This window comes from Flexivirga sp. YIM B11880 (assembly GCF_058148645.1).
This window is the reverse complement of record NZ_JBMAMH010000012.1, coordinates 19,051-39,468: the sequence shown is the minus strand read 5'-3', so window position 1 is coordinate 39,468 and position 20,418 is coordinate 19,051. Positions and strand designations below refer to the sequence as shown.

Genomic DNA, 20,418 nt, shown 5'->3' with positions numbered 1-20,418 from the left:
CGAGCAACGAAGGAGCCCGCATGGCATCGCTGAGTCCACTTCTGAAACAAGCCACCCCGGTCGTCGTCGACCACGCGTCCGGCAGCTGGATCCACGGCACCGACGGCCGCGACTATCTGGATTTCACGACCGGCATCGGCGTGACGAGCACCGGCCACTGTCATCCGCGTGTCGTCGAAGCGGCGCGTGAGCAGACCGGCAAGGTGATCCACGCGCAGTACACCACGGTGATGCACCGGCCGCTGTTGGAGCTCACCGAGAAGCTCGGTGAGGTGCTGCCCGAGGGGCTGGACTCGGTGTTCTACGCCAACTCCGGCTCGGAGGCGGTGGAGGCGGCCATCCGGCTCGCCCGAATGGCGACGGCGCGGCCGAACCTCGTGGTTTTCCAAGGTGGTTTCCACGGGCGCACGGTGGCCGCGGCATCTCTCACGACGGCTGGGACGCGCTTCTCCGCGGGCTTCGCCCCGTTGATGCCGGGCGTCCACTTGGCGCCGTTCCCCTACGCGTTCCGCTACGGCTGGGACGAAGAGACGGCAGTGGAGTTCGCGCTGCGGGAGCTGGACTACCTGCTGCTGAGCCGGACGGCGCCGAACGACACGGCGGCCTTCCTGATCGAGCCGGTGCTCGGCGACGGCGGCTACCTGCCCACGCCACCGGCGTTCCTGGACGGACTGCGGGAGCGTGCCGACCGGCACGGCATCCTGCTGATCCTGGACGAGGTGCAGGCGGGCTGCGGCCGGACCGGGAAGTTCTGGGGCCACCAGTTCTCGTCGATCACTCCCGACATACTCGTCACGGCCAAGGGCATCGCGTCCGGCTTCCCGATCAGCGCCATCGCTGCCCCGACCGATCTGATGGCCAAGGGGTGGCCGGGCTCCCAGGGCGGGACGTATGGCGGCAACGCCGTGGCCGCGGCTGCCGGTTGCGCCACCCTCGACGTCATCCGGGACGAAGGTCTGGTGGAGAACGCGCGGAGCCGCGGCGACCAGTTGCAGGACGGCCTGAAACTGTTGCAGCACAAGTATTCCGGCATCGGCGACGTACGAGGCCTGGGCCTGATGCAGGGCATCGAGTTCGTCGACGAGTCGGGTGAACCGGACGCCACGACAGCGACCGCCGTCCAGCAGGCCACCACCGCACACGACCTGCTCACGCTCACCTGCGGCCCGGCCGGCAACGTCGTCCGGCTCATCCCCCCACTGGTCGTCACCGAGGCCGAGATCGACCTCGGGCTCGAGCGCTTCGCGCTCGCCCTCGACGACGCGCTGACCCGATGACCAATCCGGAAGGAAGACACATGAGAACCACCACCCCCGCCGGCGAGCTCGTCAGCACCGTCCCCACCGACCTGTTCATCGACGGCGAATGGGTCGGCTCGACCACCGGAAAGCGCTGCGACGTGGTCAATCCCGCGACCGGTGAGGTCATCGCCTCGATAGCCGACGGCGGTCCGGAGGACGCTCGGCTGGCCATCGAGGTCGCGGACCGGACCCAGCGGACCTGGGCGCGCACCGCTCCGCGGGCACGCAGTGAGATCCTGCGCCGGGCGTATGAGCTGATGATGGAACGGCAGGACGACCTGGCGGCGATCATCACCACCGAGATGGGCAAGCCGCTGGCCGAGGCACGCGGCGAGGTTGCCTACGCCGCGGAATTCTTCCGGTGGTTCTCCGAGGAAGCGGTCCGGATCGGCGGGGACGCCACCCTCAGCGGCGACGGCAAGACCCGCATCATCGTGACCAAGGCCCCGGTCGGGCCCTGCGTCCTGGTGACACCCTGGAACTTCCCCCTGGCCATGGGCACTCGCAAGATCGGTCCGGCGATCGCGGCGGGGTGCACGATGGTCTTCAAGCCCGCCCATCTGACGCCGCTCAGTTCGTTCGCGCTGGTGCAGATCCTGGTCGAGGCCGGCCTGCCGGCCGGTGTGCTCAACGTCGTCTGCTCCTCCGACCCCGGATCGGTGGTCGAGCCGTGGATGCGCAGCGGCAAGGCGCGCAAGGTGTCCTTCACCGGTTCCACTGCGGTGGGTGTGCGGCTGCTGGAGCAGGCCAGCGAGCACGTGATGCGTTCCTCGATGGAACTGGGCGGCAACGCGCCCTTCATCGTCTTCGACGACGCGGACCTGGATGCTGCCGTGGAAGGCGCGATGATCGCCAAGCTGCGCAATATGGGGGAGGCCTGCACCGCGGCCAACCGCATCTTCGTGCAGCGCGGGGTCGTCGAGGAGTTCGCCCGCCGGCTGGCCGAGCGCATGACAGCCCTCTCGGTGGGTGACGGCATGAGGGACGGAACACAGGTCGGCCCGCTGATCGAGCCGAAGGCGGTCGAGAAGGTGGCGACCCTCGTGGCGGACGCGGTCGACCGGGGCGCCCGGGTGGTGTGTGGTGGCGCACCGTTGGAGCGTGACGGGTTCTTCTACGCCCCCACGGTTCTCGCCGACGTCGCACCGACCTCGCTGTTGATGTCGCAGGAGATCTTCGGCCCGGTCGCACCCATCATCGCCTTCGACGACGAGGACCAGGTCGTGCAGCTGGCCAACGACACCGACTGGGGCCTGGTCGGCTACGCCTTCACCCGGGACGTCGACCGCGCCTTCCGGCTGCAGGAGTCGATCGAGGTCGGCATGCTGGGCATCAACACCGGACTGGTCTCCAACCCGGCGGCGCCATTCGGCGGCGTCAAGGAATCCGGCCTCGGCCGCGAAGGCGGCCGCACCGGCATCGAGGAGTTCCTCGAGGTGCGCTACCTCGCCATACCGCGAACCCTAGGCACGTGACCTGAGGGCTCGCGCCCCGCGATGCGAGGCCCTCGCCTACCAGCTGAGATCCTCGCGCGTCGGCACGAACGGCTCCCACAACAGCCGCATGCCCGCCTCGTCCGGCGTGCGGTCGGCCTTGCGCTGGTTGCACGGCTCGCAGGCGGCCACCGCGTTGTCCCAGGCAGTTACACCACCGCGGGACTTGGGCAGCACGTGATCCATCGTCGTCGCGACCGGCATCCCGCAATAGGCGCACTGCCCGTGGTCGCGCTTCAGGACGCCCGCCTGGCTGTAGACCGGCGTGCCGCGCGAGAACTGCTCCCAGGTGATCTTCACGCTCGCCTCGGTGAGCTTGAGGCCACCGCGTTTGGCGTATGCCCACGTCATCTTCACGTAGCGCAGCAGCCGCAGCACGGTCGGCTTCGGGAAGGGGCCGAAGGTCTCCTCCGGGTGCGACTCCTCGATCGTGGCGACACCACGCCACAGCATGTTCATGGCGTGCTTGACCGACACGGTGTGCAGCGGCTCGTAGCCCGCGTTCAGAACCAGGACCGACATTGGTTGACCTCCTTCCTCTCCCAAGGAATGGTCACCGTCTCGTGGCGCGATTGCACCCCATTATCGGCGAAGAACTCTTGAATTTCCTGCAGGCGTGTGCGCCGAGTGTGCTTCCGGTGACCCGCTGCGGGTGCGGCGGAACGCCGAGCGCATCATGGTCGGTAGTGCAGTGCGCCGCCGTCGGGCGGCGGAACGGAGGTCGTATGTGTCGCCTGCTGGGCTGGTCGTCGGACCACTCCGTCACGGTCGCCGAGCTGCTCGGACCGGTCGCTCTGGACCGGCTGCGGGAGCTCGCCGGCGTGCATGCGCAGGGCTGGGGTGCCGCCTGGTATGCCGAGGGCGACGACCAGCTGCACGCGCACCGTTCGGTGGCGGCAGCCGGTCAGGACGCCGACTTCGCGCGTTTCGTCCACGACACGCCCACCCGCCGGGGGCTGCTGCATCTGCGACTCGCGACGCCCGGACTCGGCCGGGAACTGGTCGACAGCCACCCCTTCGTCGCCGACGGTATGGCGTTCGCCCACAACGGTGCCATCACCCCGCTCGACCGCATCGACCTGCTGCTGCCGCCGGGTGCGCCGGCTCCCGCCGGCAGCACCGACAGCGAGCGCTACTTCGCCCGGTTGCGCAGCAGCATCGGACAGAAGCGGCACCCCGCGGCCGTCGCCCATGCGGCCGGACGGGTGGTGTCCCGGATGCGGTGGCACGGCATGGATGCCAGCAGCCTCAACGCACTGCTGCTCACGCCCCGTCAGCTGCACCTGATCAGCCTGCACGACCCCTCGGCCGAGCCGGCCGATGTGCAGGTCTGGCCGGTCGGCGAGAGCGCGCACCCGCCATACCTCGACCTGAGCCTGGTCCGGCGCGACGGCACGACGCTGGTCGCGTCCAGCGGCATCCTGCGCGAGGAGGACGGCGTGACGCTCGTCGACGCGGCCACGGTCGTCACGATGGACGACCGTGGGGGAGTTGCGCGGGTGACACCGATCCCCGAACGCATCGTCGAGCCGCTGCGCCGCAGCGCCTGACCAGGCCCGCCGATGGGACGGATCACCAGCAGACACAAGGTCGTTCGCATCGACCTGGACCACGGTGCGACGACGCGGGTGGAGACGGTCGCCGTCGAGGAACCCCTGGAGATCCGCATCGACGACGAAGTGCTGACCGTCACGATGCGCACCCCCGGGCACGACGTCGAGCTGGCGCACGGCTTGCTGCAGGCCGAGGGCATCATCGGGGACCGTGCCGACGTCCTCGTCGCGCGCTACTGCGTCGACACCGAAGAGATGAACGTCCTGCAGGTGCAGCTGCGTTCGCAGGCGAGCGTCCCCGCCACCGCCCAGCGCCGGCTGATCTCGCACGGAGGCTGCGGCCTGTGCGGCAAGACCAGCATCGACGCGATCGCGCAGTCTCCGGCGTATGACGCAGCCGTCCTCACCGGCGTGGGTCTGCGGGTGCCCGCCGAGCGCATCGCGCAGCTGCCCGAGCTGCTGCGTGCCGGCCAGACGGTCTTCGAGCGCACCGGGGGAGTGCACGCCGCCGGGCTCTTCGCGGCGGAGGGCGATGCTCTCGTCATCCGGGAGGACATCGGCCGGCACAACGCGGTCGACAAGATCACCGGCTGGGCGCTGCTGCAGGAGCAGCCGACCGAGCGGTGCGTGGCGATGGTCTCGTCGCGGGCGTCCTTCGAGATCGTGCAGAAGGTGGCGATGGCCGGCATACCCGTGCTGGCGTGTGTGTCGGCGCCGTCCAGTCTCGCCATCGAGGCGGCCGACCGGCTCGGCGTCACGCTGATCGCCTACACCCGCGGGCGGCGGATGACCGTGTGCACCCACCCCGAGCGAGTGGTCGCACCATAACGATCCGGACGGTGGCGGCGCCGCTCCGGGGATGTCGGCCGCGCCGGCGCAGGCACCACTTAGCCTTGAGCCCGTGACTGACTCGTTGCCGCTGCATCGGCAGATCTGGACGGTGCCCAACCTGCTGTCCATCGGGCGACTCGTCGGCGTACCGGTCTTCCTCTGGCTGATGGCCACCGACCATCGCCTGTGGGCGCTCTGGGTGCTGGTCGCCTCCGGAGTGACCGATTACCTGGACGGCAAGATCGCGCGCCGGTTCGGCCTGGTCACGCGGCTCGGTCAGTTGCTCGACCCGGCAGCGGACCGGCTCTACATCCTGTCCACCATCGTCGCGCTCGCCTGGAAGCACATCATCCCGTGGTGGCTGGTCGCGGTGCTGCTGGTGCGCGAGCTGATGGTTTTCGCGCTCGGTCCTGCGCTGCGCAAGCACCGCCTGCCGATCCCGCCGGTCCACTTCATCGGCAAGGCCGCCACGTTCTGCCTGATCTACGGCTTCCCGCTGGTCCTGCTCGGCAGCCTGGACAACGTCTGGGGGCATGTGGCGCGCCCGATCGGCTGGTCGTTCGTGTGGTGGGGTACGGTCCTCTACTGGCTCGCCGGAGTGATGTATGTCGGGCAGGTCCGCGGCATGGTTCAGACCCACCAGAAGGCACAGGCGGAGTAGGCAATGAGGAACGAATTGCCTCCGCAGCGAGCGCGGGCGTCGGTTACCTCATGACCGCAGCGGGGGAGCAGCACGCCGGCCCTCCCGTGCACGGCAACGGACGCGGACAGGCCGACCCGGCATGGTCGATGTCGCTCATCACCGAGCTGATGAAGGCACCGCTCGACCCGGGCTACCGGGCAGCCGCCGACAAGCGCGCCGCCGCGGGCGAGCCGGCGTCGACCGGTCTGCGTTCGCCGCTGCTGCTGGTGACGCTCGTCGTGATCGGGCTGTGCCTGGCCGTCGCCGCACACGCGCTGCGGCTCCCGCAGGCAGCGGCCGACAAGCGCCGGACCGAGTTGATCAACACCATCAAACAGCGGCAGCACGAGATCGACTCCGACAGCCGCACCATCAACACCACGCAGAAGCAGATCAACGCGCTGCAGGCCAAGGCGCTGGCGCACCAGAACGACACCTCGCTCGCCGATCGGCTGAAGGCGCTGGAGGTGAGCACCGGCGCCGGCGCGGCTCACGGGCCGGGTGTGGTGCTGACCGTCAACGACGCGCCGGGCTCCGGCGTCGACGCCCAGGGCAATCCGCGCACGGACAGCTCGGACACCGGCCGGATCACGTCGACCGACCTGCAGATCGTCGTCAACGGGCTCTGGGCCGCCGGAGCGGAGGCCGTCTCGATCAACGGGCAACGCGTCACGAGCCAGACCGCCATCCGCTTCGCCGGGGAAGCCATCCTGGTCAACTTCCGCGCCCTGAGCCCGCCATACGCGATCTCGGTGATCGGTGGTCCCCAGCTCGCCGACCGGTTCCGCGGTAACGCGGGTGGCGCTTACCTGCGCGCTTTGGTGAGTGACTACAAGATCCGCGAGGATCTGTCGGCCAAGGCATCAGTCGACGTCCCGGCCGCGGCCACCGCACCGCTCGCGCACGTGTCCACCGGCGCCACGCCGTCCTCGTCCACCACCCAGGGAGGGTCATGATCCCGGCCATCGGCCTCGTCGTCGGCCTCGTCGTCGGCATCGTCCTGCACCCCGACGTGCCGCTGGCGCTGCAGCCTTATCTGCCGATCGCGGTGATCGCGGCGCTGGACGCCGTCTTCGGTGCGGTGCGTGCCGTGCTCGACGGGATCTTCGACGACAAGGTCTTCGTCGTGTCGTTCCTGTCCAACGTCGTGGTTGCGGCGCTGATCGTCTACCTCGGCGACCAGCTCGGCGTCGGGTCTCAGCTGTCCACCGGCGTCGTGGTCGTGCTCGGTGTCCGCATCTTCAGCAATGTGGCGGCCATTCGCCGACACCTCTTTCACGCGTGATGCCTGAACAGCCGGAGAAGGAAAGTGTCCGCACCGGGTGGGCGCGACTGTGGCGCGCCGGTCGCCCGCGGCTGACCCGGGCCAACGCCTACATCACCGTGCTGGCGCTGCTGCTCGGCTTCGCGATGGTCGCGCAGGTCCACGAGACGCGCTCCTCGGGCCTGGAGAACCTCCGGCAGGAGGACCTGGTCGCCCTGCTGGACAGCGTCAATCAGCAGTCGCTGAAGCTGAGCAAGGAGGCCGACAGCCTCACGACGACCAAGAAGCACCTCGAGGACGACAACGGTGACCAGGCCGCGCTCAAGGCGGCCACCGCCCGGCTCCAGACGCTCGGCATCCTGGCGGGAACGCTGCCGGCGACCGGTCCCGGCATCCGCATCACGGTCGACGACCCCAAGGACGTCGTGAAGCCCAGCGATGTGCTCAACGCCGTCGAGGAATTGCGCGACGCCGGCGCCGAGGCGATGCAGATCAACGACGTCCGCATCGTCGCCTCCACCTATTTCGTCGAATCCACCGACGGCCGGCTCGTGGTCGACGGCACGCCACTGAGGCCGCCATACGTCATCACCGCGATCGGGGACCCGCACACGATGTCGACCGCGATGGCGATCCCGGGCGGGGTCGTCGACGCGCTCAGGCAGCTGGGCGCGTCGCCCTCGGTGACGTCCGCCGAGCGGGTTGACGTGACTGCGTTGCGGGCGGCGAGTACGCCTCGTTACGCTCAGCCTGACAACCCGTGACCCGGCGTATTTCGTCCGGTCCCGCCGAATCGGATTCGCGTCCAAGGAGACTCATGAGCGACCTGGAATACCCCGCCGACCTGCGTTACACCGCTGACCACGAGTGGGTGAAGGACCAGGGCGACGGTGTCGTACGGGTCGGGATCTCGGCGTTCGCGCAGGATGCGCTCGGCGACGTCGTCTACGTGAGCCTGCCGACGGTCGGCGACACCGTCGACGCGGGCGACTCCTGCGGGGAGGTGGAGTCCACCAAGTCGGTCAGTGACCTCTACGCACCGCTGGCCGGCGAGGTCACCGCGGTCAACGACCAACTGGACGCCACACCGGAGCTGGTCAACAACGACCCCTACGGCGAGGGCTGGATGTACGAGCTCAAGCTGGCGGACGGTTCGGCGCTCGACGGGCTGCAGGACGTGGACTCCTACAAGGCCGGCCTCGGCTGAGCGTACGATCGACACTTCCGACACATCCGGCACACGACCCCCGAGGTTGATTCGATGACGAACGACGACAGCGGTCCCAGGCAGGGCGACTCGGGGCGCGACGACGCAGCCGCGCCGCCCCGCGAGGGTCCGAGCGACGCCACCGCCCGGTTCACCGCGGCGTCCGGCGAAGGCGTGGCCGAGCGCTCCGTCAGCTCGGAGGTCCGGCTGTCCGCGTCCGACCAGGCCACCGTGGACGCGCTGCGGCCGGGCACGGCGCTGCTGCTGGCGCTTCGCGGTGCCAATGCCGGTGCCCGTTTCCTGCTCGACGACGCGGAGGTCAGCGTCGGGCGTCACCCGAGCAGCGACATCTTTCTGGACGACGTCACCGTCTCCCGGCGGCACGCGGTGTTCCGTCGCACCGAGCGCGGCTACGCGGTGACCGACATCGGGTCGCTCAACGGCACCTATGTCAACGGCGCACTCGTCGACTCCTACGACCTGAGGACCGGCGACGAGGTCATGGTCGGCAAGTTCCGCCTCATCTTCTACGGCGCAGCGACGTCGTGACCGCGGGGGCGTCCGGCCTGTCGATCGGCGCCGTCCTGAGCAGGTTGCAGGAGGAGTTTCCCGACCTCACCTTGTCCAAGGTGCGGTTCCTGGATGCCCAGGGACTGGTCTCCCCGGAACGCACCGCGTCCGGCTACCGCCGCTATGCCGAGCGCGACGTCGACCGGCTCCGCTTCGTGCTGCAGTGCCAACGCGACAAGTACTGGCCGCTGAAGGTCATCGCGGAGGCACTCGACGCCTACGACCGGGGCCTGCGGCCTGCCGAAGCCGACGACGTGCCGCAGGCTCCCGCCCGCAGCGCGGATCCGGCACTCGCTGCTGTCTCGGTCGCGGCAGCCCCTGAGGACACCGCGCTCCGGCTGACCCGGGCCGAGCTGCAGCGCGCCACCGGCCTGGACACCCGTGCCTTGGTCGACCTGGAGTCGTTCGGCCTGATCAAGACCGACGACGAGAAGCTCTACACCGGGCTGGACCTGCAGGTCGCTCATGCCGCGGCAACGCTGTTGTCCTATGGCATCGAGGCGCGGCACCTGCGCCCTTTTCGGCTCGCCGCCGAGCGGGAGGTCGCCCTGGTCCGCGGCCTGGGCGGTATGTCGCACGGCGTCGACCTCGACGAACTTGTCCGTCAGTGCCTGGAGCTCCACCTTGCGCTGGTGCGGGCGGACCTCACGCGGGAGTAGCGTGGGATCTGTGAAACAGGTCGACGTGATGGGCGTGCGGGTCGAGATGCCGACCAACAAACCGATCCTGTTGCTGCGCGAGCGCGACGGTGAGCGATACGTGCCGATCTGGATCGGCGCCCCCGAGGCCACCGCCATCGCTTACGCCCAACAGGGGGTGACCCCGCCGCGGCCGCTGACCCACGATCTGCTGCTCGACGTCGTCACCGGACTCGGTCACGAACTGTCGAGTGTCGTGATCACCCGGATGGAGGAGGGCATCTTCTACGCCGAGTTGGTGATCGACGGCAGCACCCGGATCAGTTCGCGCTCGTCGGATGCCGTCGCGGTCGCCCTGCGGGCCAAGGTGCCGGTCTTCGTCGACGACGACGTGCTGGACGAGGCGGGCGTCGATGTGCCGGTGGAAGAAGAGGACGAAGTGGAGAAATTCCGTGAGTTTCTCGACAACGTCTCGGCCGAGGACTTCGAATCTCACGATGAAGGTCCGGACGAGCCATGATGGTCAATCTCGACCTCAGGTTGAAGGTTACGCCGAGAAAGGCGACCGCGACACGCGCGCCGGTCGTTGATTCCGCACCGTGCTCGCCATACGTTTGCGGAACATCACGCGCGAGTTCGGGCTTGGTGTTCCGGTCCGTTGGGGCAGTTGATGGAGGATGTCGTGGTCAGCAAGGGTGAAGCACACGAGGTGCAGTCCAAGGCGCCCGCGCCCATGCAGGAAGCGCTGTTCACGCACGACCTGCCCGAGGAGATGACCGACCAGGTCGGTTACCGCGGCCCCGCCGTCTGCCGGGCGGCCGGCGTGACCTACCGCCAGCTCGATTACTGGGCGCGCACCGGCCTGCTGGAGCCGTCCGTGCGCAACCCGAGCGGTTCGGGCCACCAGCGTCTCTACAGCTTCCGCGACATCCTGGTCATCAAGGTCATCAAGCGGCTGCTCGACACCGGCGTCTCGCTGCAGCAGATCCGGGTCGCCGTCACCGTGTTGCGCGAGCACGGTGTCTCTGAGCTCGCCGGGATCACGCTGATGTCCGACGGCGCCAGCGTCTACGAATGCACCTCCGACGACCAGGTCATCGACCTGCTCCGCGGCGGCCAGGGCGTCTTCGGGATCGCCCTCGGGTCGGTCTGGCGCGAGGTCGAGGGGTCGCTCTCGGAGCTGCCGGGTGAGCGCCCCGACGCCGAGGCGCCAGCCGACCATCCCGGTGACGAGCTGCGCGAGCGCCGCGCCCGCCGCCGCACCGCCGGCTGACCTGCCGTCACCTGATAACCTGGGTTCGCTTACGACACCGGGTGGGAGAGTCCCGCCGACACGGTCGGGACGCCGAAGGGGCAACTTCCCCAGAACCTCTCAGGCGCCAGGACCGCCCGGTTGAGGCAGCTCTGAAGACACCGGCCGGTGACGACAGTTGGGGAGACGTCATCCCGCCCAGTCTCCGAAGGTGTCGCCCATGACTGCTGTCGACCTGCCCGACTTCGCCTCCCGTCACATCGGCCCGACCGATGACGACGTGGCCACGATGCTGCAGGCGCTCGGATATACCGGCATCGAGGAGCTGCTGGCCAAGGCCGTCCCGGGCGGCATCCGCGCCTCGGAGGAGCTGGACGTCGAGGCTGCCGCCTCCGAACCCGCCGTCATCGACGAGCTGCGCGAGAAGGCCGACCGCAACCGCGTGCTGACGTCGATGATCGGACTCGGCTACTACGGCACGCACACGCCGCCGGTCGTGCGCCGCAACATCCTGGAGAACCCCGCCTGGTACACCGCGTACACGCCCTACCAGCCGGAGATCTCGCAGGGCCGGCTGGAGGCACTGCTCAACTTCCAGACCGTCGTCTCCGACCTGACCGGCCTGCCGACCGCCGGCGCCTCCCTGCTGGACGAGGCCACTGCCGTCGCCGAGGCGATGACGCTGATGCGGCGCGGCTCGAAGGCGCCCAAGGACGCCGTGCTGTTGCTCGATGCGCAGCTGATGCCGCAGTCGATCGCGGTCGTCGAGACCCGTGCCGCGGCGCTCGACATCGAGCTGGTCGTGGCCGACCTGCGGTCGGTGACCGATGTTGCCGGTCTGCGGGCCGCCGCGGGGGAGCGTGACGTGTTCGGTGTCGTCGTGCAGTACCCCGGTGCCGACGGCGTGATCTGGGACCCGCGTGCGCTGACGGCCGCGGCACACGAGACCAAGGCGCTGGTGACGGTCGCCGCGGATCTGCTCGCGCTGACCCTGCTGACCTCGCCGGCCGACCTGGGCGCGGACGTCGCCGTCGGGACCAGCCAGCGGTTCGGAGTGCCGATGGGCTTCGGTGGGCCGCACGCGGGCTACATGAGCGTCCGCCAGGGCCTGGAGCGCACCATGCCGGGCCGGCTCGTCGGCGTCAGTGTGGACGCGGACGGCGCCCCGGCATACCGGCTGGCCCTGCAGACCCGCGAGCAGCACATCCGGCGGGAGAAGGCGACGTCCAACATCTGCACCGCACAGGTGCTGCTGGCCGTCATGGCGTCGATGTATGCCGTGTGGCACGGACCCGAGGGCCTGAAGCGAATCGCGCGGGAGGTGCACGGCAAGGCCGTCGGACTCGCGGAGTCGCTGGTTGCCGGCGGTGTCGAGCTGGTGAGCGACAGCTACTTCGACACGCTCACCGCCGTCGTGCCGGGGCATGCCGACTCGATCGTCGAGGCGGCGCTCCAGCGCGGGATCAACGTATGGCGGGTCGACAACGACCACGTGTCCGTGAGCGTCGACGAGACCACGACGGACGAGGAACTCGCAGGGGTGGCAGGCGCTTTCGGCGTCAACGCGCCGGTGCCGTCGGACGGCGGTCTCGCCTGGGACGACGCGCTCGTGCGCACCGACGAGATCCTGACCCACCCTGTCTTCAGCGCGCACCACAGCGAGACAGCGATGCTGCGCTATTTGCGGACGCTGGCCGACCGCGACTACGCGCTCGACCGCGGCATGATCCCGCTCGGTTCGTGCACGATGAAGCTCAACGCGACCACCGAGATGGAGTCCATCACCTGGCCTGAGTTCGCCAACCTGCATCCGTTCGCGCCGGCCGACCAGACCGAGGGCATCCGGGAGCTGATCACCGATCTCGAGCAGTGGCTGTGCGAGATCACCGGCTACGACTCGGTGTCGCTGCAACCCAACGCCGGCTCCCAGGGTGAGCTCGCCGGGCTGCTCGCGATCCGCGGATATCACCAGGCGCGAGGCGAGTCGGACCGCAACGTCTGTCTCATCCCCGCCTCGGCGCACGGCACCAACGCCGCCTCCGCGGTCATGGCCGGCATGAAGGTCGTCGTCGTCAAGACGGCGCCCACGGGCGAAGTCGACATGGACGACCTGAAGGACAAGCTCAAGGAGCACGGTCAGGACCTGGCCGCGATCATGGTGACCTATCCGTCGACGCACGGTGTGTTCGAGGACACCATCTCCGAGCTGTGTTCGCTGGTGCACGAGGCGGGCGGCCAGGTCTACGTCGACGGGGCCAACCTCAACGCGCTGATCGGCCTGGCCCGGCCGGGCAAGTTCGGCGGCGACGTGTCGCACCTCAACCTGCACAAGACGTTCTGCATCCCGCACGGTGGCGGCGGCCCGGGCGTCGGTCCGATCGGCGTGCGGGAGCACCTCGCGGCATACCTGCCCTCGCACCCGTTCGCCGAGGAACTCACGGGGGAGACCGGTCCGGTCTCGGCAGCGCCATACGGCTCGGCCTCGATCCTGCCGATCTCGTGGGCCTACGTGCGGCTGATGGGCGGCGCCGGGCTGGCGAAGGCGACGCAGACCGCGATCCTGTCGGCGAATTACATTGCCAAGCGGCTCGGTTCGCACTTCCCGGTCCTGTATGCCGGCGAGGACGGTCTCGTCGCGCACGAGTGCATCCTGGACCTGCGCGGCCTCACCAAGGAGTCCGGCGTGACCGTCGACGACGTCGCGAAGCGACTGATCGACTATGGATTCCACGCTCCCACAATGTCGTTCCCGGTGGCGGGCACGCTGATGGTGGAGCCGACCGAGAGCGAGTCGTTGGAGGAGCTGGACCGCTTCTGCGAGGCGATGATCGCGATCCGTGCGGAGATCCAGGAGGTGCTCGACGGCAAGGTCGACGCCGCCGAGTCGGCACTGCGCCATGCTCCGCACACGGCTGAGTCGCTGACCACGGAGGAGTGGGCTCACCCCTACTCCCGGCGGGACGCGGTCTATCCGGCCGGGGTGGACCCGCTGCGGAAGTACTGGGCGCCGGTGCGGCGGATCGACGGTGCGTACGGCGACCGGCATCTGGTCTGCTCGTGCCCGCCGCCGGAGGCCTTCGAGGACTGAGAACGCTCGGATCGGGGCCGGAAACCGGTCCCTTCGCCGACTGGCACAGTTACCGCCGACTGGCACACCCACAGCTGTGCCAGTCGGCGGTAACTGTGCGACTCGGTACTTGCTACTCCGGGTCGGACCAGCCGGTCAGGCGCCAGCCGTCGCTGCGCAGCTCGGTCTGGGCGAACGCGCAGTTGGCGAATTCCTTCGGTTTGACGCCGGATCCGAAGGTCAGCAGGTTGCGTATGGCGAGCGTGAGTATGCCGCCGTGCGCGATGACGAGAACGGTCTCGCCGGGATGTGCGTCGGCGATGTCCTGCAGCACGGTGTTGGCCCGGGCGACGACCTCCGCGCCCGACTCCCCGCCGTCCACCCTCGCCGAGAGGTCCCCGGCGAGCCAGGTGGCGAAGGTCTCCGCGAAGGGGTCGATGTCGCGCTGGACGTCGGCGTAGGTCCCGACGCTGAATTCCTGCAGCCCGCCCCGGGTCGTGACGTCGACGCCGAGCTTGGCGGCGGCGATCTCGGCGGTCTGGACCGCTCGGGCCATGGTGCTGCTGTAGATGTGCACCACGCGCCGGCCGTGCAGCCGGTCGGCGAGCGCAGCGGCCTGCGCCCGGCCGTCGCGGGTGAGCGAGCCGCCTTTGCCGGACCAGGTGGTCGCCTCGTAGGCGGCCGCACCGTGCCGGGCGAGCAGCACGGTCGCGGGGCAGTGCAACTGCGTCATACGACCGGGGTCCGTGGGGTGCCTACGACCGGGGTGCCGAGGGGAGCTCCGGCGCGAACTTCCTTCAGATAGTTGGCGATTCGGCCGATGGCCTCGGTGAGCACTTCGATGTCCGGCAGAGTGACCAGCCGGAAGTGGTCGGGCTCGAACCAGTTGAAGCCGGTGCCGTGAGTCACCAGGATCTTCTCCGCCCGCAGCAGCTCGATCACGAACTCCTGATCATCTTCGATCGGGTAGACGTCGGGGTCGAGCCGCGGGAAGCAATAGAGCGCCCCGCGCGGTTTGACGCAGCTGACGCCCGGGATCTCGTTGAGCAGCCGCCAGGCGGTCATCGATTGCTCGTAGAAGCGGCCGCCCGGACCGATCAGCTCGTTGATCGACTGATAGCCACCGAGCGCGGTCTGGATGGCGTGCTGCCCGGGCACGTTGGCACACATGCGCATGTTGGCGAGCAGGGTCAGACCCTCGAGGAAGTCCGCGGCGATGTGCTTCGGCCCGGAGATCATCAGCCATCCGGCGCGGAACCCGCACGCGCGGTAGGCCTTCGATAGGCCGCTGAAGGTGAGACAGAGCACGTCGTCCGCAGCGAAGGTGGCTGCGTGATGGTGGACGGCGTCCTCGAACAGGATCTTCTCGTAGATCTCGTCCACCATCAGCACCAGATCATGCCGGCGGGCAATGTCCACCAGGCCACGCACCGTTTCCTCCGAGTAGACCGCGCCGGTCGGGTTGTTCGGGTTGATGATGACGAGCGCATGCGTGTGGTCGGTGATCTTCGCCTCGATGTCCGCGAGGTCAGGATTCCAGTCGTTGGCCTCGTCGCACCGGTAGTGGACCGGCGTCCCGCCGGCCAGCGAGACCGCGCCGGTCCAGAGCGGGTAGTCGGGTGCCGGGATGAGGATCTCGTTGCCGTCGTCGACGAACGCCTGCAACACCATGCTGATCAGTTCGGAGACACCGTTGCCGATGAAGACGTCCTCGACCGTGGTGTCGGTCAGGCCGTGCGACTGGTAGTAGTGCGCGACGGCGGTACGCGCCGAATAGATGCCCCGGCTGTCGCTGTAGCCCTGGGACTGCGGCAGGTTGTGGATCATGTCGCGCAGCACGGCGTCCGGCGCCTCGAAACCGAAGGGTGCGGTATTGCCGATGTTGAGCTTCAGGATGCGATGTCCCTGCGCTTCGAGCTTCTCGGCCTCGACGAGGATGGGTCCGCGCACGTCATACCGGACGTCCTGGAGCTTCTTGGACTGTTTGATGGGCCGCACCCTCGGATTTTCCCACGGCAGCTGACGCCGCGGTACGGCGACCGGCTGAGCGTCAGCTGGCGTCGCGGATCCGCACTCACGCCACCTCCGCGGTCACCACCTGCAGTGTCGAGCCGGACACCGTCTTGTGCACCCGGATCTGGGACGGGATGCGGGTGCGCAACTCGGGAACGTGACTGACGATGCCGACGGTGCGGCCACCGGCCCGCAGGCCGTCGAGCACGTCGAGCACCTGCTCGAGGCTGTCCTCGTCGAGTGAGCCGAAACCTTCGTCGACGAGCAGCGTTTCGAGCCGGCGGCCGCCGGCGGCCTGCAGGACCGCGTCTCCGAGACCGAGCGCGAGCGCCAGCGAGGCGACGAAGGACTCGCCCCCGGAGAGGGTGGTGGTGTCACGTGTGGTGCCGGTCCACGCGTCACGCACCCGCAGCCCCAGCCCGCTCTTGCTGCCTCGGCCGGCCCGGGCGTCGCTGTGCTCGAGCCGGTAGCGGCCCGCCGTCATCACGTCCAGTCGTTCATTGGCCAGCGCGGTCACGGCTTCGAGCCTGGCAGCGAGGACGTATGCCGTCAGCCGCATCCGCATCACGTTGTCCCCGGAGCCGGCGACCGCCGCCGACAGGCCGGTCGCGACGGCGAGTTGCTCGCGCAGCGGGACGAGCTGGGCGTCGTCCGCTTCGATCTCGGTCGTCAGGCGGTGGAGCGACTGCACCGCGCGCCGCAGCTCGCCGACGGCGTCATGGGTATGGCGCGCAGCCCGCTCCGCCGCTACGAGCTCGGCGGCGGCGGTGTCGACGTCGGCGGGTCCGGCGGCGGCTGCCGCGGCCACCTCCGGCTGCTCCAGGATCCCGGTCGCCTTCGCCTCGTCCGTGCGTGCCGCTTCCAGGGTTGCCCGTAGCCGCTGTTGTTCGGCGTCGGCAAGCATCGCTTCCCGCGCGGCGTCGAGGTCGGCGAAGCCGTGCTCGGTCAGGGTGCGTTCCAGCTCGTCGCGCGCACTGCGGAGCTCGGCCGCCGTGGTCCGCTGCGTCGCGGCAGCGGTGAGGAGGACCGCCAGCTGCCGGGCGGCGGAGGCGTGTGTCGCCGCCGGATCGGCGTCCTCGGTGCACCCGCACAAGGTGCCGTGCTCCGCGGCCATCTCGTCGAGCCGCGTGCAGGCAGCGGCGAGTTGGGTGTGGAGCGCGTCCAGCCTGGCGTCCGCAGCACGGCAGGCCTGTGCGGCAGTCGCCGCCGGCTGTTCAGCTGCCAGCTGCTCGGTCTGCACGCTCTTCAGCTGTTCGTCGATCGCACGGACCTCGGCCGCGGCCTCCGCCGCACGGGTGGTGTGCTCGGCCACGGCTGGATGGGCGGCCTTCAGCTCACGCGCCAGGGCCCGTATGGCGAGCAGCGAGGCCGTCTCTACCGCGGAATCCTCGGCCTCCAGCCGGTCGATCACCTCCGACAGCGCAGCACGATGATCGGCGATCGTGGAGCAGATCGAGGCCCGGCGCCTGGTCACCTCATCGACGGCATCGTCGTCCGGTGCCGTGCCGAGCCGGCCCAGGACCTCGGCCAGCGCACGGCACGTCGTCTGTGCGCGCCCGACGGTGGCCGACCAGCGCGCGGCGGCCTGCTGTGCCTGCCGGCAGAGGTCCTGCTGGCGCTGCTCCGCGGCCGCCACCCGGTCGGCGTCCACGTGATCAGGTGCGGCCTCGACCGGCTCCGGGTGATCGGGTGAACCGCACACCGGACACGGCAGGTTGTCGACCAGCTGGTCGGCGAGCTCGGCCGCGATGCCGGCGAGTCGCGCGGCGCGCAGCCGCAGCACCTCGCTCTCGGCTCGCGCCCACTCACGGTGTGCGTGTTGATGCTGCTCCGCGGACGCCGCCAACGCATCGAGGGCACCGGTCGCGGCGCGGGCCGCGACCAGTGCGGCGTCGAGGTCGGCCAGCAGGTCACGCCAGTGGCCGTGTGCACCTGCGTCCGAGAGGCGTGCGGCGCGGCGGGCGGTCAGCTCCGAGCGCCGGTCTCGAGCTGCGGCCAGCGACTTCTCGCACTGTGCGGCGTCGGCGGCAGCAGCTTGCCTGGCCGCAGCCGCGTCGCGCACCGCAGCGCGCACCGACTGCAGTTGACGCAGCAGCTCGGGCTGGCCGGCCAGTGCGGCGCTGCCGGCCGCGGAACGCTCGACCAGCGGTTGCAGCGCGGCATCGCTCAGAACATGCGCGCCGTGCGGCTCGGGCACCGGCCAGACGGTCTCGCGCGCCGTCGCCAGCCGGGCCTGCTCCGCGACGCCGCAGGCCTCGTCATGTGCGGACTCACGACGGGAAAGGGCGCTGATGGCCGGTCGGCACAGCTCGTAGCGGCCCGCGCGGTCGAGCCGCTGCGCCGCCGCGGCGATCGCCGGGCTGTCGGCGGCGAGACGGTCGAGCGTCTGCTGGGCAGCCCGGGCCTGCGCTTGCAGTCCGGCGATGGTTCGCAGCTCCGCGACGTGCACACGCAGCTGCTCGACCTGCGCCTTCGCCGCGTCGGCCTCGGCCAGGGAAACGGTCAGCCGGTCCGACAACCGGCCGGTCAGGTCGCGCAGCGCAGCGGCTGCGTCGTCCCCTTCCAATGACGGCAGTGCGTCTTCGGCGGTGGCGTTGTCGCCGGGCAGGGCGCCGACGACGTCCTGGGCTCGGCCGATCAACGCGGATCGATGTGCGACTGCCGCTTGCACCTCGGCTTCCAGGTGTTTGCGATGCTCGATGAGCCACTGCTCCACGGCCGCGAAATCGCTGATGTCGAAAAGCCGCTCGAGCAGCTTGCCGCGGTCGTCGGCCTTGGCGCGCAGGAAGGCGGTGAACTCGCCCTGTGGCAACAACATCACCTGCGCGAACTGTGGCAGACCCATGCCCAGCAGCTCACCGATCATCTGGCCGACCTCGTCGGCGCGGCTGCTGAGACTGTGCCATCGGCCGCCGCGGAGTTCCTCCAGCTGCACGCTGCCGCGTTGCGCGCGCATGCCGGTGCCGCGCTTCTTGGGCACCTGGTGCTCCGGCGATCGGCATACGCGCAACCGACGATCGCCGACACCGAACTCCAGCTCGACCTCCGGCCGAGCGGCGGCGTCGGCGTGATCGCTGCGCAGTGTGTCGCGGCCCTGCATGCGGCTGCCCGGGACACCGGAGAAGAGGGCGAAGCAGATGGCGTCCAGGATGCTGGTCTTACCCGCGCCGGTCGGTCCGTGGATGAGATGCAGACCATCGGCGCCGAGGGCGTCGAAGTCGATGTGCTCCACGCCCGCGAACGGGCCGAACGCCTGGATCCGCAACCGGTGCAGTCTCATGCGGAACGCTCCACGGTGCGCACGCTCTCCGGACCGTCGTCGCTGTCGCGGTGCAGCCGCACCTGCTCGACCGCGGTGCGCAGCAGGGCGCGTTCGGCGTCGGTCGCGGCGGCACCGTCGCGGGTGTGCGCGAGGAAATCACAGCACAACTCCACGGTGTCCTTGCCCGCGACCCGCGTCGTGTAGCGGCCGTCCCGCAGCTGTCTGGCGGGTTGATCGAAGCGCAACTCGACGGTGTGCGGAAACCGCCGACGCAGCTGCTCCATGGCGCCCAGCGGCCTGCTCGCATCGGTGAGAGTTATCTGGCACCAGGCCGTTTCGGCCTCCGCGAGCGCAGGATCGACCAGCAGATCGGCGAGGGTGCCCCGCAGCACCGCGAGGGATCGCGCGACGGGGGCATCGACGATCTCCGTCGACACGACGTCACCGGTGACCTCCACCAGCACCGAGCCCTTGCGGTGGGACGCCTCGGAGAACGACATCGCGACCGGTGATCCGCTGTAACGTCCGATGTCGCCCACCTGCTGCGCGCCGTGCAGGTGGCCGAGGGCGGCGTACACCGTGCCGTTGAAGATCGACACCGGCACGGCGCTTGCGCCGCCCACGGTGATGTCACGCTCCGACCCACAACTGGTGGCACCGAGGACGAAGGCGTGCGCCATCACCACCGCCGGCAGGCCGCGGTGCGCGACGTCGGCCTGCACTCGGCGCATCGCGGCGCGCAGCACGCCGGCGTGCGTCGGCTCCGCCGCGTCGAGCGCCCGAGCGGTGAGCGACGGCTCCAGGTAGGGGAGTGGATAGACCGCGACGTCGTCGATGACCACCGGCGTGCCGACCGACTCGGCCGAGGTCCGGATGTGCACACCACCGTGCGCGAGCACGCGGGCAGCGAAACCGAGCCGCACCGCGGAGTCGTGATTGCCGGATGAAACCACGACGACGGCGCCGGCGTCCCGCAGCCGGGCGAGCGTCTCGTCCAGCAGGGCGACGCTGTCGGGTGCCGGCAAGGCGCGGTCGTAGACATCGCCGGCGACGAGCACCGCGTCGACCCGCTCGGCGCGGACCGTCTCGACGAGATGGTCCAGGTATGCCGCCTGCGCGTCCAGCAGTGAGGCGCCGTGGAAACGGCGACCCAGGTGCCAGTCGGAGGTGTGCAGGAAGCGCATGCCTGCAGGGTAGGAGTCGGCACCGACACGAGCCCGCAGCTTGCTCGGCGTGTGGCATCTCGTCCGTATGGTGGAGCGCCGCCCCGGACGCTCCGGGCGTT

The 20,418-nt window shown here is 69.7% G+C and carries 19 protein-coding genes and 1 riboswitch; of the genes, 14 read left to right on the top strand and 5 right to left on the bottom strand.

Annotation, left to right across the window (positions count from 1 at the left end; genetic code table 11):
* Nucleotides 1-20 precede the first annotated feature (20 nt).
* Both ACN8HC_RS15680 and ACN8HC_RS15675 read left to right on the top strand, forming a co-directional pair.
* Nucleotides 21-1,277: an aspartate aminotransferase family protein gene (locus ACN8HC_RS15680; protein ID WP_490075774.1), complete on the top strand. Its 1,257-nt coding sequence runs from the start codon at nt 21-23 to the stop codon at nt 1,275-1,277.
* Nucleotides 1,278-1,297: 20 nt separating this feature from the next.
* The gene (locus ACN8HC_RS15675) at nt 1,298-2,776 is read left to right on the top strand and encodes an NAD-dependent succinate-semialdehyde dehydrogenase (RefSeq protein ID WP_490075773.1); all 1,479 of its coding nucleotides are present in this window, start codon (nt 1,298-1,300) and stop codon (nt 2,774-2,776) included.
* 36 nt (nt 2,777-2,812) lie between these two features.
* Here ACN8HC_RS15675 and ACN8HC_RS15670 read toward each other — a convergent pair whose 3' ends face one another.
* Nucleotides 2,813-3,316, bottom strand: a complete 504-nt coding sequence (locus tag ACN8HC_RS15670) for an HNH endonuclease (protein ID WP_490075772.1) — start codon at nt 3,314-3,316, stop codon at nt 2,813-2,815.
* 203 nt (nt 3,317-3,519) lie between these two features.
* On the opposite strand from ACN8HC_RS15670, the gene ACN8HC_RS15665 reads away from it, so the two are divergent.
* From ACN8HC_RS15665 to gcvP, 12 genes are all read left to right on the top strand, one after another.
* Complete coding sequence (locus ACN8HC_RS15665) at nt 3,520-4,344, top strand: class II glutamine amidotransferase (RefSeq protein WP_490075771.1); 825 nt, start codon at nt 3,520-3,522, stop codon at nt 4,342-4,344.
* Between the two features lie 12 nt (nt 4,345-4,356).
* The gene (gene fdhD, locus ACN8HC_RS15660) at nt 4,357-5,175 is read left to right on the top strand and encodes a formate dehydrogenase accessory sulfurtransferase FdhD (protein ID WP_490075770.1); all 819 of its coding nucleotides are present in this window, start codon (nt 4,357-4,359) and stop codon (nt 5,173-5,175) included.
* 73 nt (nt 5,176-5,248) lie between these two features.
* A complete protein-coding gene (gene clsA, locus ACN8HC_RS15655) occupies nt 5,249-5,839 on the top strand; it encodes a cardiolipin synthase ClsA (RefSeq protein ID WP_490075769.1) in 591 nt (196 codons plus the stop codon).
* A 50-nt stretch (nt 5,840-5,889) separates the two neighbouring features.
* Nucleotides 5,890-6,816 (top strand): DUF881 domain-containing protein, encoded by a 927-nt coding sequence (locus ACN8HC_RS15650; RefSeq protein ID WP_490075768.1) that lies wholly within the window; start codon nt 5,890-5,892, stop codon nt 6,814-6,816.
* The gene (locus tag ACN8HC_RS15645) at nt 6,813-7,145 is read left to right on the top strand and encodes a small basic family protein (protein ID WP_490075767.1); all 333 of its coding nucleotides are present in this window, start codon (nt 6,813-6,815) and stop codon (nt 7,143-7,145) included. The genes ACN8HC_RS15650 and ACN8HC_RS15645 overlap by 4 nt, the downstream gene beginning before the upstream one ends.
* Nucleotides 7,145-7,888, top strand: coding sequence for a DUF881 domain-containing protein (locus ACN8HC_RS15640; RefSeq protein WP_490075766.1), 744 nt, complete (start codon nt 7,145-7,147; stop codon nt 7,886-7,888). The genes ACN8HC_RS15645 and ACN8HC_RS15640 overlap by 1 nt, the downstream gene beginning before the upstream one ends.
* A gap of 53 nt (nt 7,889-7,941) precedes the next feature.
* The gene (gene gcvH / locus ACN8HC_RS15635; protein ID WP_490075765.1) at nt 7,942-8,331 is read left to right on the top strand and encodes a glycine cleavage system protein GcvH; all 390 of its coding nucleotides are present in this window, start codon (nt 7,942-7,944) and stop codon (nt 8,329-8,331) included.
* A 54-nt stretch (nt 8,332-8,385) separates the two neighbouring features.
* Nucleotides 8,386-8,880 (top strand): FHA domain-containing protein, encoded by a 495-nt coding sequence (locus tag ACN8HC_RS15630; protein WP_490075764.1) that lies wholly within the window; start codon nt 8,386-8,388, stop codon nt 8,878-8,880.
* Nucleotides 8,877-9,560: a transcriptional regulator FtsR gene (gene ftsR / locus ACN8HC_RS15625; RefSeq protein WP_490075763.1), complete on the top strand. Its 684-nt coding sequence runs from the start codon at nt 8,877-8,879 to the stop codon at nt 9,558-9,560. The genes ACN8HC_RS15630 and ftsR overlap by 4 nt, the downstream gene beginning before the upstream one ends.
* A 10-nt stretch (nt 9,561-9,570) precedes the next feature.
* Nucleotides 9,571-10,059: a bifunctional nuclease family protein gene (locus tag ACN8HC_RS15620; protein WP_490075762.1), complete on the top strand. Its 489-nt coding sequence runs from the start codon at nt 9,571-9,573 to the stop codon at nt 10,057-10,059.
* A 213-nt stretch (nt 10,060-10,272) separates the two neighbouring features.
* On the top strand, nt 10,273-10,812 hold the full coding sequence (locus ACN8HC_RS15615; RefSeq protein ID WP_490075839.1) for a MerR family transcriptional regulator: 540 nt from the start codon (nt 10,273-10,275) through the stop codon (nt 10,810-10,812).
* Between the two features lie 32 nt (nt 10,813-10,844).
* Nucleotides 10,845-10,937, top strand: a riboswitch (glycine riboswitch).
* A 74-nt stretch (nt 10,938-11,011) separates the two neighbouring features.
* Nucleotides 11,012-13,879, top strand: a complete 2,868-nt coding sequence (gene gcvP / locus ACN8HC_RS15610; protein ID WP_490075761.1) for an aminomethyl-transferring glycine dehydrogenase — start codon at nt 11,012-11,014, stop codon at nt 13,877-13,879.
* 112 nt (nt 13,880-13,991) lie between these two features.
* Here the strand turns inward: gcvP and ACN8HC_RS15605 are convergent, their stop codons facing one another.
* The 4 genes from ACN8HC_RS15605 to ACN8HC_RS15590 all read right to left on the bottom strand — a co-directional run bounded on the left by ACN8HC_RS15605 (nt 13,992) and on the right by ACN8HC_RS15590 (nt 20,317).
* Complete coding sequence (locus ACN8HC_RS15605; protein WP_490075760.1) at nt 13,992-14,591, bottom strand: histidine phosphatase family protein; 600 nt, start codon at nt 14,589-14,591, stop codon at nt 13,992-13,994.
* Nucleotides 14,588-15,856: a pyridoxal phosphate-dependent aminotransferase gene (locus ACN8HC_RS15600; protein WP_490075759.1), complete on the bottom strand. Its 1,269-nt coding sequence runs from the start codon at nt 15,854-15,856 to the stop codon at nt 14,588-14,590. Before ACN8HC_RS15600 ends, ACN8HC_RS15605 begins: the two co-directional genes overlap by 4 nt.
* A gap of 76 nt (nt 15,857-15,932) precedes the next feature.
* Complete coding sequence (locus ACN8HC_RS15595; RefSeq protein ID WP_490075758.1) at nt 15,933-19,151, bottom strand: AAA family ATPase; 3,219 nt, start codon at nt 19,149-19,151, stop codon at nt 15,933-15,935.
* Nucleotides 19,148-20,317 (bottom strand): exonuclease SbcCD subunit D, encoded by a 1,170-nt coding sequence (locus tag ACN8HC_RS15590; RefSeq protein ID WP_490075757.1) that lies wholly within the window; start codon nt 20,315-20,317, stop codon nt 19,148-19,150. Before ACN8HC_RS15590 ends, ACN8HC_RS15595 begins: the two co-directional genes overlap by 4 nt.
* Nucleotides 20,318-20,418: the final 101 nt, after the last annotated feature.

Bases quoted from the DNA above. Each gene is read 5' to 3' on its own strand.
- ACN8HC_RS15680 (WP_490075774.1), top strand. From the start codon at position 21: ATGGCATCGCTGAGTCCACTTCTGAAACAAGCCACCCCGGTCGTCGTC.
- gcvH (WP_490075765.1), top strand. From the start codon at position 7,942: ATGAGCGACCTGGAATACCCCGCCGACCTGCGTTACACCGCTGACCAC.
- ACN8HC_RS15615 (WP_490075839.1), top strand. From the start codon at position 10,273: ATGCAGGAAGCGCTGTTCACGCACGACCTGCCCGAGGAGATGACCGAC.
- ACN8HC_RS15665 (WP_490075771.1), top strand. From the start codon at position 3,520: ATGTGTCGCCTGCTGGGCTGGTCGTCGGACCACTCCGTCACGGTCGCC.
- ACN8HC_RS15595 (WP_490075758.1), bottom strand. From the start codon at position 19,151: ATGAGACTGCACCGGTTGCGGATCCAGGCGTTCGGCCCGTTCGCGGGC.
- ACN8HC_RS15645 (WP_490075767.1), top strand. From the start codon at position 6,813: ATGATCCCGGCCATCGGCCTCGTCGTCGGCCTCGTCGTCGGCATCGTC.
- fdhD (WP_490075770.1), top strand. From the start codon at position 4,357: ATGGGACGGATCACCAGCAGACACAAGGTCGTTCGCATCGACCTGGAC.
- ACN8HC_RS15670 (WP_490075772.1), bottom strand. From the start codon at position 3,316: ATGTCGGTCCTGGTTCTGAACGCGGGCTACGAGCCGCTGCACACCGTG.
- ACN8HC_RS15590 (WP_490075757.1), bottom strand. From the start codon at position 20,317: ATGCGCTTCCTGCACACCTCCGACTGGCACCTGGGTCGCCGTTTCCAC.
- ACN8HC_RS15630 (WP_490075764.1), top strand. From the start codon at position 8,386: ATGACGAACGACGACAGCGGTCCCAGGCAGGGCGACTCGGGGCGCGAC.
- ACN8HC_RS15650 (WP_490075768.1), top strand. From the start codon at position 5,890: ATGACCGCAGCGGGGGAGCAGCACGCCGGCCCTCCCGTGCACGGCAAC.
- ACN8HC_RS15675 (WP_490075773.1), top strand. From the start codon at position 1,298: ATGAGAACCACCACCCCCGCCGGCGAGCTCGTCAGCACCGTCCCCACC.
- ACN8HC_RS15605 (WP_490075760.1), bottom strand. From the start codon at position 14,591: ATGACGCAGTTGCACTGCCCCGCGACCGTGCTGCTCGCCCGGCACGGT.
- gcvP (WP_490075761.1), top strand. From the start codon at position 11,012: ATGACTGCTGTCGACCTGCCCGACTTCGCCTCCCGTCACATCGGCCCG.
- ACN8HC_RS15640 (WP_490075766.1), top strand. From the start codon at position 7,145: ATGCCTGAACAGCCGGAGAAGGAAAGTGTCCGCACCGGGTGGGCGCGA.